Raw genomic sequence first — 15,844 nt, 5'->3', positions numbered from 1 at the left:
ATTCCTAGCCATGCCGCTGAAGCCCAGCTGAGCGGCTTTCAGGTAATTGACAGGTTAACTACGGATTTCTGCAAGAAAGATTTCAGTTAGCTCTTAATTGGCTGGGAGTCGCTCCTGATAAAGCTCCAGAGTTGTAACGTTCATCACGGGAAGCAACTTAAATTGCTGCGTCTCGAGTGGAGACTGGCCAGCATGGTGGCCAGTCGTGAACACAAACAAAGGATAGGTATGAACAAGATTTTCAAGTCGGTCCTTATTGGCGCTGGAGCAGCCGCGATGGCTTTGCTCAGCTCAGGCGCAGCTACCGCTGCAACCCCCGCCCCCGAGATCGTGGGCGGAACCCAGGCGCCGGCCACTCCGTGGGCAGTTCAGTTAGTCTTCCAGCAGGGCGGCACCGCAAGCTACGGCTGCACCGGTGAAGCAATCTCCGCGAACTGGGTTCTGACCGCAAACCACTGCGTTGATGGAACCACCGCAATGAAGGTCTACTACAGCAACAGCACCACTGATCGTGGCCCTGGCATCGTGGTGGATCAGTTCAAGTCCTCGCCCTACGGAGATGTCGCTTTGGTGCACCTCTCCACTTCGCACGCGTTGAGCTCTTACCCGACCGTGGCGACCAGCTACACCACGAAGAAGAACGACACCGGCGTCATCATGGGCTATGGACGTCGTGCCAATGCCGTTCAGGCAACCGGTCTCTTCCAGGCCAACATCAAGGTGCTCGGCACCAGCTCTGATGCCTACCTGGGACGCGCTGTTCACATTCAGGGCGTCAACGGCGCAGCCAACCACGGCGATTCCGGTGGCCCGCTGATCATCGGCGGCAAGATCGTCGGCGTTTGCTCCACCGGCGACACCTCGGATCCCGGTGCGAACATCAACGCCGGTTCCAACTACGCCAACCTGACCAGGCATGCAGCCTGGATCACCAGCACCAGCGGCGTGGCTACTTCCTAATTCATCAGGTATTGCTGATGGCCTGGTTCAATGAACCAGGCCATCAGTGCTTTAAGCTGGGCGATCCGATGGAGCGACGGTGACCACGAGCTTACCGAGCGTGCCGCCCCGGCCAATCTGCCGAATCGCCTCGGCCGCTTCGCGCAGTGGATAACTCCGCTCGATCACCGGGGAGAGCTCTCCGGCGTCGACGAGTTCGGCGACCGAGCGCAGAGATTCTGCGTTTTCGGTGAACATCAACGCAACCAGTTTGTGCTTTACCCAGGGTGAGAGCAGAGCCGCGCGAAAGGATCTTCCGACGCCACCGGTCAAGCGGCCGCCCTTTTCGGAGCCGACAATGACTAAGGTGCCTTGCGGGGTGAGCAGACGCCGTAGTCTGCTGAGCGATCTGTCGCCGCCGATGTCGATCACCAGATCGTAGTCTCGCTCTGCACTGAGATCGTTCTCGGTATAGTCGATCACTCTGTCGGCACCGAGAGAACGGCTCAGTTCAAGCCCGCGGCTACTGCAGACCCCGGTGGGCCGGGCCCTCATCAGCTTGGCGATCTGCACCGTGAAGCTTCCGACGCCGCCAGCAGATCCCAGGATGAGCACCCGCTGGTTTGCCCTGAGTTTTCCGGCATCCCGTAAGGCGAGAAGCGCGGTGACGGCTGAAGTGGGCAAAGCAGCGGCCTCCACGAAGCTCAGTGATGCGGGTTTGCGGGCGATCAGCTTCGTCGAGCACACCGCGTACTCGGCGAATGCGCCCGCGCAGATACCAAAAACCTGATCGTCGACGGCGAAGTCACTGACGCCGGGGCCGAGCTTAATCACCCGGCCAGCGAAGTCACGCCCGGGGGTGCGCTGCCGAGGAGCGGTTAAGCCGTAGCCGAAAAGCCTGAGTAGATAGGGCAGTCCGGTCATCAAATGGTGAGTCCCGCGATCAACTCCGGCGGCCCCGACCTCCACCAGTACCTCACCCTCTCCGGGGTGCGGTACCGGGATATCTCGGAGTTCCAGGACTTCCGGCGAACCGTATCGGTCGTGAACCATGGCTTTCATCGAGTGTCCTTTTCATCATGGGGGTACTGGAAGACGGAGTCGAGCGGTACTCGGAACACCTGAGCGATCTGAAACGCCACTTCGAGGGAGGGAGAGTAGCGGCCCTGTTCGATGGCGATCACGGTCTGCCGAGTGAGCCCGATCCGCTCAGCGAGTTCGGCCTGGGTCATCTCGCCGTGATTGAAACGCAAGCTTCTGATGCTATTGGTGACTCTGGTTGGCTTCACCATGTCTGAAAACCTCGACGATAGCCTACGATTTTCGCGATCGAACTGAGCAGTGCGGAGAGCACGAAGGCCAGGTACACCAGATTGGCGATCCAGAACTGATCCACCCTGAGAATCGCCAGTAGTAGGGCGCCCACCGCGCCGATCACCACGAAGGCCTGACCGGTGTATTCGCCGAAGCGGCTGATTTCCCGGTCTCGCGAATCGCGTTGCAGCTCGGCTCGCGGCGTGAGTGCGGACATCGTGATGTTCAGCAGGATGGCGACGATGATGGCGCCGCCGATGGTGCAGAGCATTGCTGGGACGTACTCGACCTCGGGTAGGGGAGTTCGCGCGGTCTGGGGTAAGACGAGCAGTAGATAGCTGAGGTATCCCAGCAGTGCCAGGATGCCCATGATCCAGGCACTTTTCTCGTGATGTGGCATCAGCAGCTCCGATGTAAAGAAATATTGACACTCTCAATGTATGCAGAGTTGGACATTAAGTCAATAAAACTTGACATTTAACTATGCTGCCCACGCGTTGTGGGCCGAGGCTGACCACAGTGCGTGGTAGTGGTGCTCAAGGTGGTTGCAGTGGAGAGTGGTCAGAGATGTGAGCTAACTGCGGTGGTGCGCTGACTGGTGCGCTGACTGGTGTGCTGATTGGTGTGCTGATTGGTGCGGGAAGCATTGAAGGATGATATTGCGAGTGGCGGGGGATCTTCGATCAGTCAATTAATTTATTGACTCACTTAAATTGATTTATGCGGCCAGCTCCTGAGTGTTGGTGGCCTTGGGTAAACAGTCTGTGGCAATTGAGAGGCTGTTTCGAAATGACATTCAGTGTCACTCAGCTTCGGTAAGAATATTTTTAGAAAACGGTAAATATTTGCTATGCTTTAGTTAAATCTTCAAGTTCTGTACCACGTAAGAAATCACTTAAATATCGCGTCAAATTTTTGTCAGGAGAAAATCATGAAGAAGACTATGCCTCTTGCCGTTGCTGGCGTCACTGCCGCCCTTCTGGTGGCCAGCGCTGTGCCGGCTTATGCCACTGCCGAGGTCGGCTTGCTCCCTTGTACTTATGACGTCGTAGGCGAGTATCTGCACTTCTCGATGCGTAACGACAATGGCACTGTAAGGCAGCGCTGTTTCGCCGATTCGGGCGAGATCAATATCAACGAAACCGGCGTGGAAAGATTCAGCAGCGGAAACAATGCTGGTTGGTTTATCTACGCTCCGGGTGATGGGTCTGAGTACCGGCACGACTTTGGGAAGAACGAAGCTGTCACTCAGAACTATGGAAAAGTGTACGAAGTTCACATTTTCTAATTCTCAGGTAATTCTCTCAGCTGGAGATTATCGAGCATTTAGATTAACTCTTCATCGTGATTGAGTTGAATCTGCTTTATTGTGCGCCGACTCGGATTATAATCTGTCCGGCTAATGCGGTAACTCAGTGATGCTGTTTGGGGGAATGTTCAGCTGCGAAATGCTGAATGGCCGGTGAGGTACTGCCCTAGGATCAGGGTGTGTACCTCATCGGTCCCCTCATAAGTGCGCACTGACTCCAAATTATTGGCGTGCCGGAGCGGTGAATAATCGAGGGTAACCCCGTTGCCGCCCAGGATGCTCCGTGCGGTATGACAGATTTTTAGCGCTTCACGCACATTATTGAGCTTGCCTACTGAGATCTGTTCAGCGCGCAGTTTCCCGGCGTCCTTCAGTCTGCCAGTATGCAATGCGAGCAGCTGACCCTTTTGCAATTCCAGCATCATATCGACGAGCTTTTGTTGAGTGAGCTGGAAACTGCTGAGCGGTTGATCAAAAGGCTCTCGTCCGGCCGCGTAGCTCAGCGCACACTCAAAAGCGTCCCGAGCGGCTCCTATCGCGCCCCAGATAATGCCGTAGCGGGCTTCGTTTAAACAGGAAAAAGGGCCGCCTAGGCCCTTGGCCCCCGGCAAAACGGCGTCTTCAGCCAATTTGAGTTCGTCAAACACTAGATCGCACTGAATTGAAGCGCGCATCGAGAGTTTTGGTTCGATCGGAGTGGCAAGAAAACCCTTGCTATTGGTAGGAACCAAGAAACCTCGAACGGTGTCGTCACTCTGACCGTCCGAGGTCTTGGCACCCATTGTTCTAGCCCACACCACCGCGACATCCGCCACCGAGGCCAGCCCGATCCAGCGTTTCACGCCGTTCAGCCGCCAGCCCTCTCTGGTGCGGGTCGCCGTCGTCGTCATCGCCGCGGGATCGCTGCCGGCCTGTGGCTCGGTCAGTGCGAAACAGCCGATCAGCTCGCCGCGCGCCATCGCTGGCAAATAGCGTTGTTTCTGCGCTTCGGAGCCCCAGCGGTGGATCGCCGTCATGGCCAGTGAGCCCTGCACCGAGACGAAGGTGCGGATTCCGGAATCCCCTGCCTCCAGCTCCATGGCGGTCAGTCCGTATTCAACTGCGCTGCGTCCCGCACAGCCGTAGCCTTCCAGGTGCATGCCGAGCACCCCCAGCTCGCCCAGTTCGGGAACCAGTTCCAAGGGGAACTCCGCATTCTCAAACCAGCCCGCGATATTCGGCTTAATCCGCCGTTCGGTGAATTCACGTACCTTGAGCTGCTGGGCCTTTTCGGCATCGTTCAGCTGGCCCGCCAGGTCGAGCACATCATGTTTCATCGCTGGGCCACCACCCTGGAGCCGCGCAAAGCTTTGACCGTGAGGTCGAGCTCGCTGAGCTTCCGGGCTTTGAGCGCCAGCCCGCCGTCGAAAGAGGCTCCTTCGATCGGCACGATACGGGCGTTCGGAATAACCAGAGCGGATTTTGCCACCATAGGATTCAGCCTATCCCCGGAAGCTGTTATCCCGCCCGCAATCCTCAACCAGCCGTCCCGTTGAATGTTATTGAGGTGACACATGTGAAAGAAAACCGTGAACTTTTGCAACACCAATAACACTCAGTGGGACAACTGGTCTAGAGGCTGGGGGTGAGCCGGCTGTAAAGATGCTGTAAAGGTCTGGGTATAGGGTGTAAGGGTCCTGTAAAAGTCGCGCAGAACCGGCTGAGGACGGCGTTTTATAAGTAGGTCCCCATTACTGGGCACTCTCTTCTTGAAAGGACGCTGACATGGCCGACGTAATCGTCGTCGTGATATTTCTGGTCGCTGCCGCATTGGTAATGTGGCTGGCCAAGGCGGTGGCCAAGCTCTAATGCTGGACATCATCTCTTGGATTGCACTCGCCGTCGTTGGGCTAGCGCTCTGCGGCTATCTGCTCGCCGCCTTGATTCGACCGGAAAAGTGGTGACCTTTTCCCGATGACCCTTTCACTCGCATCCTTATTCACCCAGCTCGCGATCTTGCTCGTCTTGCTGGCCCTGCTGCACAAACCCCTGGGCCTCTACATGGCCAAGGTCTTCGAGAGCAGCAAGAATTACCTGCCAGAGCGCATCTTCTACCGTTTGGCCGGAGTCGACGCCGCAGCTGATCAGAAATGGTCAACTTACCTGCGCAGCGTGCTCGCCTTCTCGGTGGTCGGCATCCTGCTGGTCTTCCTCTTGCAGCGCCTCCAGGGGCTGCTGCCCGGTCAGGGAGCAGCCGTTGACCCGTGGGTCGCCATGAACACCGCGATCTCCTTCGTGACCAACACCAACTGGCAGGCCTATGTGCCGGAGACCACGGTGGGGATCCTGGTCCAGATGCTGCTGCTCGCAGTGCAGAACTTCCTGTCCGCAGCGGTCGGCATTGCGGTTGCGGTGGCTTTGATCCGGGGGATCAAGCGCACCACCACCGACCTGCTCGGTAACTTCTGGGTCGATCTGGCTCGCGCCAGCTTCCGCGTGCTGCTGCCCTTGGCGACCATTGGCGCGCTGGTCTTCGTGATCACCGGCGTGGTGCAGAACTTCGCCTCGGGGACCGACGTGAGCAATGCCGCGCTCGGCGTCCAGCAAACCATCCCTGGCGGGCCGGTGGCTTCTCAGGAAGCGATCAAGCTGCTCGGTAACAATGGTGGCGGTTATTTCAACGCCAACTCGGCGCACCCCTTCGAGAATCCCAACGCTTACTCCAACCTCTTCTCCGTCCTGCTCATCCTGGTCGTTCCCTTCTCCTTGCCGTACACCTACGGCCGGATGGTCGGCCAGCAGCGTCAGGGCTACACCATCCTGACCGTGATGGGCGGCCTCTGGGCAGCCAGCACCGCGCTGATGGCCTGGGCTCTGGCGAGCTCTCCGACCGCACTGGGTGAAGGCTTCGAGCAGCGCCTCGGGCCGGCGGCGAGCTCGATCTTCGCCACCGCGACGACCGCGACCTCAACCGGCGCGATCGACGTGGCTCACGATTCATTGCCCGCTTTGGGCGGTGGCATGGCGATGCTGAACATCATGCTCGGCGAAATCGCTCCCGGCGGTGTGGGCTCCGGCTTGTACGGCATGCTCGTGCTGGCCATTATCTCAGTGTTCATCGCCGGATTGATGGTGGGCCGTACCCCCGAATTCATGGGTAAGAAGATCACCGCGAAGCAGATGAAGCTGGCCGCGATGTATATCCTGGTCACCCCGACCCTGGTGCTGGTGATGACCGGCATCACGATGCTGTTGCCGGATCAGCTCAGCAACGCTCCAGCCAGCGGACCGCACCAGTTCTCAGAGGTGCTGTACGCCTTCACCTCAGCTGCGAACAACAACGGTTCAGCCTTTGGCGGCATCACCACCTCGGGACCCTACTTCTCCACCATGCTGGGTATTGCGATGTTCCTCGGTCGCTTCATCCCGATCATCCTGGTGGTCGCGCTGGCCGGTTCACTGGCTCAGCAGCGCCACGTACCGGAATCCTCCGGCACGGTGCCTACGCACGGACCGCTCTTCGGATCGCTGCTTCTGGTGATCTCGGTAGTGCTGACCGCGCTGACCTATTTCCCCGCTCTCGCTCTCGGCCCACTCGCGGAAGGCCTGACAAAATGAACGCCGATCACATGACAACAACACTCAGCTCACCCAAGGAACAGCTCCCCGCACAGCCGACTAAGCGGAGCAAGGCCCCGGCCAAGCTTTCGCTCAACTCGGTGCGTGAAGCTCTTCCGGTAGCGTTCAAGAAGCTCTCGCCCCGGCAGATGGTGCATTCGCCGGTGATGTTCACGGTGCTGTTGGGTGCCGTGGTCTGTACCGTCGTGACGATCATCGATCTGTTCACCGGCAGCGCTGACGCCGTTTTCAGCCTGGTGGTGACCATCTGGCTATGGCTCACCGTGCTCTTCGGCACGCTCTCCGAGGCGATCGCTGAGGGGCGCGGCAAAGCGCAGGCTGCCAGCCTGCGGGCCGGTCGCACCTCGGTGATGGCTCGGCTGGTGCGTTTGGACGGCGGGCGTCAGGCGGCAACTATGGCTGATCTGACGGGCGCTGAATTCCTTTCCACCCCGGCTACGGAGCTCACCGTGGGCGACGTCGTGGTCTGCTCGGCGGGGGATACCATTCCTTCCGACGGCGAAGTGATCGCTGGCCTGGCGAGCGTCGACGAGTCCACCATCACGGGCGAATCTGCACCGGTGATCCGTGAATCGGGCGGCGATCGCAGCTCGGTGACCGGCGGCACCAAGGTGCTCTCGGACCAGATCCTGGTCCGCATCACGGCTGCTCCCGGACAGACCTTCATCGACCGGATGATCAAGCTCGTGGAAGGTGCTTCTCGGCAGAAGACGCCGAACGAGATCGCGCTCAACGTGCTGCTCGTCTCACTGACCATCGTCTTCGTGGTGGTCGTGATGGCGTTGGCTCCTATGGCCAGCCTGGCCAATGCGGTACCCACACCGATCGTGCTGGTCGCGCTCCTGGTCTGTCTGATTCCTACCACTATCGGTGCTCTGGTACCGGCCATCGGCATCGCCGGTATGGATCGCCTGGTGCAGCACAATGTGCTGGCAACGTCGGGGCGCGCGGTGGAGACCGCGGGCGACGTCGACACCCTGCTGCTGGATAAAACCGGCACCATCACCTTCGGTAACCGTCGGGCCGTCGGGTTCTTCCCGGTGGCAGGCGTCAACGACCGTGAGCTGATCCAGGCGGCGAGGCTCTCCTCCCTCGCCGATGAAACCCCGGAAGGGCGTTCCATCGTCGAGCTGGCCGATCAGATCGGCGTCAATGAGCCGACCCTGGAAAGCCTGGAAGCCCGTGCCCGTGCCGGCGAGATCGAACTGGAAGCTGTTGAGTTCACCGCGACCACCCGGATGAGCGGCCTGGACCTCTTGGAAGCCGGGCAACGCCGCGAGATTCGCAAGGGCGCCGCCGGTGCCGTCGAGGCTTATGCCAAGGACAACGGAATGCCTGATCTGGCCGCCAAGGAAGTTCAGCGGATCTCCGAATCGGGTGGTACGCCGCTGCTGGTGGCGGAGAACAATCGGGTGCTCGGCGTGATCGAACTCGCTGACGTGGTGAAGCCGGGCATGAAGGAACGCTTCGCCCAGCTGCGTCAGATGGGCATCCGCACCATCATGATCACCGGTGACAACCGGGTCACTGCGGCTGCCATTGCGCAGACCGCTGGAGTCGATGATTTCGTCGCCGAAGCCACCCCCGAGGATAAGCTCGAGGTGATCAAGCGCGAGCAAGCCGCTGGGCACCTGGTGGCTATGACCGGTGACGGCACCAACGACGCACCCGCGCTGGCTGCGGCCGACGTCGGAGTGGCGATGAACAGCGGCACCCCGGCGGCCAAGGAAGCGGCCAATATGGTCGATCTGGACTCCGATCCGACCAAGCTGATCGACGTCGTCGGCATCGGCAAGCAGTTGCTGATCACCCGTGGCTCGCTCACCACCTTCTCGGTGGCGAACGACGTGGCCAAGTACTTCGCCATCGTGCCGGCGCTTTTCGCGGCAGCTTTCCCGGGGCTCGGCTTGCTCAACATCATGGGCCTCTCCTCGCCGAACTCGGCGATTCTCTCCGCGGTGATCTTCAACGCGCTGATCATCGTCGTCTTGGTTCCACTCGCGCTCAAGGGCGTCAAATACCGTGCGGTCTCGGCTAGCCGGGCACTGGGGCGGAATCTGTTGATCTATGGAGTGGGCGGCCTGATCGCGCCCTTCATCGGGATCAAAATCATCGATCTGCTCATTTCGCTGATCCCCGGCCTCGGCTGAAAGTCTGAAAACTAAGATGAACTCTTTTACCGCCTATTTACGTCAATTCGGTACCGCAGTGCGTTTCTTGCTGCTGGCCACCGTCGTGCTCGGATTGGTCTACCCAGCGGTTGTCTGGGGAGCCGGTCAGCTGATAGCGCCGTCGCAAGCCAATGGCTCGATCGTCAAGGTCGGGGACGCTCCCGCGGCTAGCTCACTCATCGCACAGTCCACTGAGGACGGTCTGGACGCCAACTGGTTCCACCCCCGCCCCTCAGCGGTGACCTGGAATCCACTGACCTCCAGTGCCAGCAACTTGGGCCCCAACGAGCCTAAGCTGCTCGAAGGGATCACCCAGTTGCGGCAGCAAGTCGCCCAGGCCGAAGGCGTGAGCGAAGACCAGGTGCCGGTGGACGCCGTGACGGCCAGCGGTTCCGGCCTGGACCCGCAGATCTCGGTAGCTTATGCGCAGCTTCAGGTTCCCCGGATCTCCAAGGCAACCGGGCTGAGCGAATCGGATCTGCTGACCCTGATCAAGAACCGCACCACCTCGGCTCTGGAATCCTTGCTGGGGCAGGAAGCGGTCAACGTCACCTTGCTGAACTTGGATCTGGCCGCCAAAAAGTAGCCGATATTCGGCCGCTCGCTCATTACTGAATACCGCAACGCACCGCCACCGTGAAGTTACCTGGCGGTGCGTTGCGGTATCGGCTTTGTGATGACGGCTTTGCGATTAACAGTGCAGCAGAGTGTGTGTTCCGGCGAGGATAGGCGAAGATAGGGAGATGGCCAGAGGTACACTGCGTATTCTGCTCGGAGCTGCGCCCGGCGTCGGGAAGACCTACGCCATGCTCGAAGAAGCTCATTTCAAGCAGGAACAGGGCATTGACACCGTGGTGGCGATCGCCCTGCACCACGGCCGAGCCGATACCAAAGCTCTGCTCGACGGGCTGGAAGTCATCCCGCCGAAAATCGTCGAGTATCGGGGCAGCCGTTTCGAAGAAATGGATGTCGCTGCGGTACTCGAGCGAAAACCGCAACTCGCGCTGGTCGATGAGTACGCACATACCGTGGTCACCGACAGCGATGCTCAAACCGCCGGTCAGCGCCGCAAGCGCTGGGAAGACGTCGAAGCGTTATTGAACGCCGGGATCGATGTGATCTCCACCCTGAACATCCAGCACCTGGCTTCGCTGGGCGATGTGGTCAGCCAGATCACCAATACCAGGCAGAGCGAAACCGTGCCGGATGAAGTGGTGCGGCGGGCTGATCAGATCGAACTGATCGATATTTCGCCAGAGCTGCTGCGCCAGCGACTCTCCGCAGGAAGCATTTACTCCGCGGAGAAGATCGACGCCGCGCTCGCCAACTATTTCCGGATGGGCAACCTCTCCGCGTTGCGCGAACTGGCCCTGCTCTGGCTCGCCGACCAGGTCGAGGACGGGCTCTCCGCTTATCGGAACAGCCAGGGCATCGAGGAGAACTGGCCGACTCGGGAACGCGTCGTGGTCGGCCTCACCGGCGGCCCGGAAGGTGAGGTGCTGATCCGCCGGGCCGCCCGAATCCTGGCCAGGATCTCCGGCGGAGAGTTGCTCGGCGTGCACGTCAGAGCTGCCGATGGCGTCCGCGGCGAATCGCCCCGGGAACTGGAGAACCAGCGGCAATTGCTCAAGGACCTGGGCGGAAGCTATCACAGCGTGACGGGGGAAGACCCCGCGCAGGCCATGCTGGAATTTGCCCGCTCGGTCAATGCCACTCAACTGGTGGTGGGCATTTCCCGGCGTCGTCCGCTGGCCCGCCTGTTCACCGGAGGCGGCGTAGGCAGCAAAGTGGTTCGCGGTTCCGGCGATATCGACGTGCATATGGTCTCCCACCCGATGGGCGGCCAGGGGGTGCATTTCCAGCGCCCCGCGGATGTCGGCAGGCGTCGGCTGATCATCGGCTTAGTGCTCGCGGTGATACTTCCCGCGTTGATTGAATGGGGCCTGGTGCAATGGGTGCCCAATAGTTTTGTCACCAATACCCTGCTGCAACTGTGCGGCTGCGTGGTGGTGGCACTGGTCGGTGGGCTGTGGCCCGCGCTCTTAGCCGCCGCCTTCAGCTCGCTATTGCTGAATTTCTTCTCTGCCACGCCCACCGGCTCGCTGAGTATCTCCGATCCGGAGACTCTGCTGGCGCTGATCATCTTCCTTGCGGTGAGCGCCACGGTCGCTGTGGTGGTGGGCCTGGCCGCGAGGCGGTCCCGGGACGCCTCCCGGACGGGAGCCGAGGCTGCGACGCTCAGCGAGGTGGCACGAGCCACCCTGGCCGGGGAGGATTCGCTGGATTCGTTCCTGGACCAGTTGCGCGAGACCTTCCGGGTCTCTTCGGTGAGTTTATTGGTCAGGACGCCGGGTTCGACGCCGGTGGAATGGCGGATCGAGGCTTCCTCGGGGGAGGACCCGCCAGCCAGCCGAGAGGCCGCCGATAACGTCGAGGACATTGAAGAGGGATTGCTGCTGGGGCTTAACGGGCGCATTCTGGAGGCTTCGGACCGCCGTCTTCTGGTGGCCTTCGGGGCCCACTTGGTGGCCTTGCGTCAGCGCATCGCACTCGATGAAAGCCGCCGGGACAACGCCCGGCTCGCTGAGGGCAACACTATGCGGACCTCCATTTTGCGTGCCGTCTCCCACGATCTTCGTACTCCGCTGGCCGCTATCAAGCTTTCGGTGAGCAGCCTGCGGCAGGAAGATGTGCAGTTCACTCCCGAGGATGAGGCCGAGCTATTGGCCACTATTGAGAGCTCGGCGAACCGGCTCGACGCACTGGTGGGTAATCTGCTCGACATGTCCCGGATATCCTCCGATGCGGCGACCCCGCTGATGGCACCGGTGCGCTGGGTGGATGCCATCGACGCCGCCCTGGGACATGATTTCAGCAGGGACCCGCTGATGCCGGTGCGGATCGACTTGCCGCCCAATATGCCGCCGGTGGAGGCCGACCCTGGCATGCTGGAGAGAGTGATCGCCAATATCGTGGAGAACGCCTTGAAATATGCCCCGGATTCGGATGTAGTGCTGGTTGGTAGCGTTGGTGGTGCCGGAACCGCAATGATTGATGGACGCCCGGCGAGTGAATTGCGCATTGTCGACCACGGAAAGGGAGTTGACTCCAATGATGTGGTGGCGATGTTCCGGCCTTTCCAAAGGCTCAACGATGTACCCGCAGGCACCGGAGTGGGGCTCGGGCTAGCCGTGGCGAAGGGTTTCACCGAGGCGATGGGGGGCGTTTTGGAAGCTGAACAGACTCCCGGCGGGGGGCTGACCATGGTGATCCGGTTGCCAATGAGTTCTGGAGGGACGGTTGTATGACAACGGTTTTGGTAGTTGACGATGAACCGCAGATTCTTCGTGCCCTGCAGATCAATCTGCACGCTCACGGTTACACGGTCTTCACTGCTGCGAGCGGCACTGAAGCGCTATCCAGCGCCGCCACGCATCATCCCGATGTAGTGGTGCTCGACCTAGGGTTGCCCGACCTCGACGGGATGGAAGTTATCGCCGGGCTGCGGGGCTGGACGGATGTTCCGATTATTGTGCTCTCGGCGCGACATGCCTCCGAGGAGAAAGTCGCAGCTCTGGACGCCGGAGCCGATGACTACGTCACCAAACCCTTCGGCTTGGACGAATTCCTGGCCAGACTGCGCGCCGCGCAGCGGCATGCCGAACAGCGCGCCGGGGCCGCGCAATCGGTGCCCACCGTGACCACCGAGGATTTCGTGGTGGATCTACAGGCCAAGAAGGTGCTGCGCTCCGGGCAACCGGTGCGGCTCACCCCGACGGAGTGGTCGATTCTGGAACTGCTGGCCCGCAACCCCGGCAAGCTGATGAGTCAGCAGCAGATTCTGAGCCAGGTCTGGGGCCCTGCTTATGCCAAGGAGACTCAGTACCTGCGAGTCTATCTGGGACAGTTGCGGCGCAAACTGGAACCCGATCCGGCGCATCCGCGCCATCTGGTCACCGAAGCGGGTATGGGGTACCGCTTCGAGCCCTGAGCACCGGCGACGGGAATTCCTGCTGCGGTGCGCCGCGTTAGCTGTGCTGAACGAGAGTTCAAACGGAAGCGGGGCCAGAAGGCATCGAGTGGCCCGCGCGATTCGGTGAGCCAGCAGGAAGAGTGGGAAACGTGAAATCAGGCCTTGAAGTACTGCACCTGACCGCTTTCTCGGATGGGCCCGGCGGTGGCAACCCGGCCGGCGTCGTGCTCGATGCTGCTCAGCTCAGCGAGACCGAGATGCTGGAGATAGCCGCTGAGCTGGGGTACGCCGAATCAGCCTTCGTAACCAGCCCGCCCTCTGCGCCCGGTCCGGGCCGAATCGGGATTCGTTATTTCTCGCCGATCGCCGAAGTCCCGTTCTGCGGGCATGCCACGGTGGCCACCGCGGTCGCCCTGGCCGATAGATACGGCGCGGGGAACTACCTCTTTGAAACCCAGTCTGGAGAGGTCGAGCTCGTCACAGAGCGGACGCCTGACGGTGTGCGGGCCTCTTTCACGAGTGTCAAACCACGAGTGGATGGCCTGGGCGGGCCGGAAGTGGGCAGACTGCTCGCTCTGCTGGGCTTGCGCGAAGAGCAGCTGCATCCGGAATATCCGCCGCGCATCGCCTTCGCCGGTAACCCGCACCCGGTGCTGGTGATTAAGCAGCAGCGGGTCTTCGATGAGTTCTCTTTTGACCCCCAGGCGTTGCGGGAGTTCATGGACCAGCAGGGCTGGCCAGCCACCGTGACGGTGCTCCATGTCCTTGCAGAGAACGAATTCGAGGCCCGGAACCTCTTCCCGGTGGGGACGCTCTCGGAGGATCCCGCTACTGGCTCCGCAGCCGCATCGACCGGAGCCTATTTACGGGAACTGGGCAAGATCGAGCTGCCGGGCAAGATCTGGATCCGGCAGGGCAGGCATATCGGACGGCCTAGCCTGCTCGAGGTCGACATCCCGGTTTCGGGTGGGATCACGGTGAGCGGCAGTGCGGAGCGAATCACGGACTGAGGCTGGCCCTGGTGGGCAATCAGCACTAGGCTCTCACTACTGGACTGAACGACCTCGAAGGATGATCACGATGTCCGATTTCTCTCAGTTATGGCGATCGGTCGATGACGCCGTGGCCACTGGACGAATGCCCGGAGCAGTGGCTGGAGTGAGGCATCATGGCGTCACCGAATTCCATCCGAGCGGCACCCTGGACTTCGGCTCTGGCCGCCAGATGACCGAAAGCACTCCTTTCCGGATTGCTTCGCTGAGCAAGCCGCTCGCCGGGGCGCTCGGTGCCTTGCTCATCCAGGATCAGGTTTTCGGACCGGATGATCCGGTGGACCGCTGGCTGCCCGAGCTGACCAGCCCTCGCGTGCTTCGAGATCCGGATGGTCCGCTCAGTGAGACTGAACCGGCCGAATCGCCCATTACGGTTCGGCACCTCTTGACCGGAACCTTAGGGGTCGGAGTGAATTTCACTGCTACCCCGCTCGCCGAGGCCACTCAGGCGGCAAAGATCGGTGCGGGAATCTTCCCGCCGGAGATGACGGCAGACGAGTATATGGCGCGGCTGGCTGAACTGCCCTTGGCCCATCAGCCCGGCAGTCGATGGCGATACAACACGGCAGCCGACGTGCTTTCGGTGCTGCTCAGCCGAGCGTCAGGAATGCCGCTCTCCAGGCTTCTGGAGCAGCGGATCACCGGGCCTTTGGGCATGTCGGGCACCGGTTTCTTCGCCGCTGCGAGTGAGTTGCCACCCTTGTATATGCCTGAGGCAGAGGGGTTGAAGGTGATCGATTCAGCAGAGGGGCGGTTCAGCCGGAGACCTCAGTTCGAGACTCTGGCGGGTGGCCTGGTGTCTACTGTTCCGGATTACTTCGCGTTCCTCACCGCCCTGGTCGATGGCAGATTATTGCCTCAGAAACTCAAAGAGCAGATGGTCTCGGATCAGCTCAGCGAGGAGCAGCGCGAGGGAGCTTTCCCTTTTCTTGATTCGGAGATCTCCTGGGGCTGGCAGATCGCCGTCAATATCGCCGAAGGAGAGAATTCGATCTCGGTGGGTAGTTATGGTTGGACCGGAGGCAGCGGGACCAATGCTTTAGCCGATCCGGGCCGGGACCTGATCGGGGTGGTTTTCAGCCAGCGGGCCATCGCGGGTCCTGATGACAATTTCAACTATTTCTGGTCGCCTCTGGCTGACCTCGCGCCAGCTGAGCACTGAACTGTTCGAGGAGTTCGGATCGATTTATCGCTCTCGCCGGTGCTCTCGAATAGCCGACTCACACCATGGTGTGCGCCATCTCACCAGCGTCTCAGCCCAGATCTGGCAGGCTCTGAGCTTGCCGTAGCGTATCATTGAATTACTCCCTTCTTACGGAATCCCTTTTCTTTCTTCCCTATTTTCCTGCCGTCGATAGCCAGATGGCTCAGGCAGGCCCGCGCTAGTGGCGGGCAAGTGCGTAGGGGATCGCCGTGAGGTGAATCGTCCGGATATCGATGAGTATTCGATCCGGCCCTATGTGAACGA

General features: G+C 60.6%; 15 protein-coding genes. 10 read left to right on the top strand and 5 right to left on the bottom strand.

Annotated elements, in window-relative coordinates; all coding sequences use genetic code 11:
- The first annotated feature begins 228 nt into the window (after positions 1-228).
- Positions 229-960, top strand: a complete 732-nt coding sequence (locus ABDK06_RS05510; protein ID WP_394939722.1) for a S1 family peptidase — start codon at positions 229-231, stop codon at positions 958-960.
- 51 nt (positions 961-1,011) lie between these two features.
- On the opposite strand, the gene ABDK06_RS05505 is transcribed toward ABDK06_RS05510, so the two are convergent.
- Genes ABDK06_RS05505 through ABDK06_RS05495 form a run of 3 tightly spaced genes read right to left on the bottom strand, consistent with a single transcriptional unit; the run spans position 1,012 to position 2,653 of the window.
- A complete protein-coding gene (locus tag ABDK06_RS05505; RefSeq protein WP_394939720.1) occupies positions 1,012-2,001 on the bottom strand; it encodes an NAD(P)-dependent alcohol dehydrogenase in 990 nt (329 codons plus the stop codon).
- Positions 1,998-2,231, bottom strand: coding sequence for a helix-turn-helix transcriptional regulator (locus ABDK06_RS05500; protein WP_394939718.1), 234 nt, complete (start codon positions 2,229-2,231; stop codon positions 1,998-2,000). The genes ABDK06_RS05505 and ABDK06_RS05500 overlap by 4 nt, the downstream gene beginning before the upstream one ends.
- Positions 2,225-2,653 (bottom strand): hypothetical protein, encoded by a 429-nt coding sequence (locus tag ABDK06_RS05495; RefSeq protein WP_394939716.1) that lies wholly within the window; start codon positions 2,651-2,653, stop codon positions 2,225-2,227. The genes ABDK06_RS05500 and ABDK06_RS05495 overlap by 7 nt, the downstream gene beginning before the upstream one ends.
- Before the next feature lie 531 nt (positions 2,654-3,184).
- Between ABDK06_RS05495 and ABDK06_RS05490 the strand changes: the two genes are divergently transcribed.
- The gene (locus ABDK06_RS05490) at positions 3,185-3,541 is read left to right on the top strand and encodes a beta/gamma crystallin domain-containing protein (protein ID WP_394939714.1); all 357 of its coding nucleotides are present in this window, start codon (positions 3,185-3,187) and stop codon (positions 3,539-3,541) included.
- A 149-nt stretch (positions 3,542-3,690) separates the two neighbouring features.
- Here the strand turns inward: ABDK06_RS05490 and ABDK06_RS05485 are convergent, their stop codons facing one another.
- A complete protein-coding gene (locus tag ABDK06_RS05485) occupies positions 3,691-4,878 on the bottom strand; it encodes an acyl-CoA dehydrogenase family protein (RefSeq protein ID WP_394939712.1) in 1,188 nt (395 codons plus the stop codon).
- Positions 4,875-5,033: a hypothetical protein gene (locus ABDK06_RS05480; RefSeq protein ID WP_394939710.1), complete on the bottom strand. Its 159-nt coding sequence runs from the start codon at positions 5,031-5,033 to the stop codon at positions 4,875-4,877. Before ABDK06_RS05480 ends, ABDK06_RS05485 begins: the two co-directional genes overlap by 4 nt.
- Positions 5,034-5,409: 376 nt before the next feature.
- Between ABDK06_RS05480 and kdpF the strand changes: the two genes are divergently transcribed.
- The 8 genes from kdpF (at position 5,410) to ABDK06_RS05440 (ending at position 15,538) form a co-directional block, all read left to right on the top strand.
- Positions 5,410-5,505, top strand: a complete 96-nt coding sequence (gene kdpF, locus ABDK06_RS05475; RefSeq protein WP_394939708.1) for a K(+)-transporting ATPase subunit F — start codon at positions 5,410-5,412, stop codon at positions 5,503-5,505.
- 10 nt (positions 5,506-5,515) lie between these two features.
- Positions 5,516-7,159: a potassium-transporting ATPase subunit KdpA gene (kdpA, locus tag ABDK06_RS05470; RefSeq protein WP_394939706.1), complete on the top strand. Its 1,644-nt coding sequence runs from the start codon at positions 5,516-5,518 to the stop codon at positions 7,157-7,159.
- A gap of 11 nt (positions 7,160-7,170) precedes the next feature.
- Positions 7,171-9,330: a potassium-transporting ATPase subunit KdpB gene (kdpB, locus tag ABDK06_RS05465; RefSeq protein WP_394939704.1), complete on the top strand. Its 2,160-nt coding sequence runs from the start codon at positions 7,171-7,173 to the stop codon at positions 9,328-9,330.
- Between the two features lie 16 nt (positions 9,331-9,346).
- On the top strand, positions 9,347-9,937 hold the full coding sequence (locus ABDK06_RS05460; protein ID WP_394939702.1) for a potassium-transporting ATPase subunit C: 591 nt from the start codon (positions 9,347-9,349) through the stop codon (positions 9,935-9,937).
- 157 nt (positions 9,938-10,094) lie between these two features.
- Positions 10,095-12,659, top strand: coding sequence for a DUF4118 domain-containing protein (locus ABDK06_RS05455; RefSeq protein ID WP_394939700.1), 2,565 nt, complete (start codon positions 10,095-10,097; stop codon positions 12,657-12,659).
- On the top strand, positions 12,656-13,342 hold the full coding sequence (locus ABDK06_RS05450) for a response regulator (RefSeq protein WP_394939698.1): 687 nt from the start codon (positions 12,656-12,658) through the stop codon (positions 13,340-13,342). Before ABDK06_RS05455 ends, ABDK06_RS05450 begins: the two co-directional genes overlap by 4 nt.
- 131 nt (positions 13,343-13,473) lie before the next feature.
- Complete coding sequence (locus ABDK06_RS05445; RefSeq protein WP_394939696.1) at positions 13,474-14,334, top strand: PhzF family phenazine biosynthesis protein; 861 nt, start codon at positions 13,474-13,476, stop codon at positions 14,332-14,334.
- 70 nt (positions 14,335-14,404) lie between these two features.
- Positions 14,405-15,538 carry a serine hydrolase domain-containing protein gene (locus ABDK06_RS05440; protein ID WP_394939694.1) on the top strand — a complete coding sequence of 378 codons (1,134 nt, stop codon included), beginning with the start codon at positions 14,405-14,407 and terminating at the stop codon, positions 15,536-15,538.
- The last annotated feature ends 306 nt before the right edge of the window (positions 15,539-15,844 follow it).

It is taken from the genome of Psychromicrobium ferritrahens (genome assembly GCF_043789415.1).
Classification (GTDB): domain Bacteria; phylum Actinomycetota; class Actinomycetes; order Actinomycetales; family Micrococcaceae; genus Renibacterium.
The sequence above is the reverse complement of the archived record's forward strand: the minus strand, read 5'-3'. Positions and strand labels throughout refer to the sequence as shown.

What these genes read in the sequence shown, in the direction of transcription:
- ABDK06_RS05510 (WP_394939722.1), top strand. Translation starts at nt 229, where the DNA reads ATGAACAAGATTTTCAAGTCGGTCCTTATTGGCGCTGGAGCAGCCGCG.
- ABDK06_RS05505 (WP_394939720.1), bottom strand. Translation starts at nt 2,001, where the DNA reads ATGAAAGCCATGGTTCACGACCGATACGGTTCGCCGGAAGTCCTGGAA.
- ABDK06_RS05500 (WP_394939718.1), bottom strand. Translation starts at nt 2,231, where the DNA reads ATGGTGAAGCCAACCAGAGTCACCAATAGCATCAGAAGCTTGCGTTTC.
- ABDK06_RS05495 (WP_394939716.1), bottom strand. Translation starts at nt 2,653, where the DNA reads ATGCCACATCACGAGAAAAGTGCCTGGATCATGGGCATCCTGGCACTG.
- ABDK06_RS05490 (WP_394939714.1), top strand. Translation starts at nt 3,185, where the DNA reads ATGAAGAAGACTATGCCTCTTGCCGTTGCTGGCGTCACTGCCGCCCTT.
- ABDK06_RS05485 (WP_394939712.1), bottom strand. Translation starts at nt 4,878, where the DNA reads ATGAAACATGATGTGCTCGACCTGGCGGGCCAGCTGAACGATGCCGAA.
- ABDK06_RS05480 (WP_394939710.1), bottom strand. Translation starts at nt 5,033, where the DNA reads ATGGTGGCAAAATCCGCTCTGGTTATTCCGAACGCCCGTATCGTGCCG.
- kdpF (WP_394939708.1), top strand. Translation starts at nt 5,410, where the DNA reads ATGCTGGACATCATCTCTTGGATTGCACTCGCCGTCGTTGGGCTAGCG.
- kdpA (WP_394939706.1), top strand. Translation starts at nt 5,516, where the DNA reads ATGACCCTTTCACTCGCATCCTTATTCACCCAGCTCGCGATCTTGCTC.
- kdpB (WP_394939704.1), top strand. Translation starts at nt 7,171, where the DNA reads ATGACAACAACACTCAGCTCACCCAAGGAACAGCTCCCCGCACAGCCG.
- ABDK06_RS05460 (WP_394939702.1), top strand. Translation starts at nt 9,347, where the DNA reads ATGAACTCTTTTACCGCCTATTTACGTCAATTCGGTACCGCAGTGCGT.
- ABDK06_RS05455 (WP_394939700.1), top strand. Translation starts at nt 10,095, where the DNA reads ATGGCCAGAGGTACACTGCGTATTCTGCTCGGAGCTGCGCCCGGCGTC.
- ABDK06_RS05450 (WP_394939698.1), top strand. Translation starts at nt 12,656, where the DNA reads ATGACAACGGTTTTGGTAGTTGACGATGAACCGCAGATTCTTCGTGCC.
- ABDK06_RS05440 (WP_394939694.1), top strand. Translation starts at nt 14,405, where the DNA reads ATGTCCGATTTCTCTCAGTTATGGCGATCGGTCGATGACGCCGTGGCC.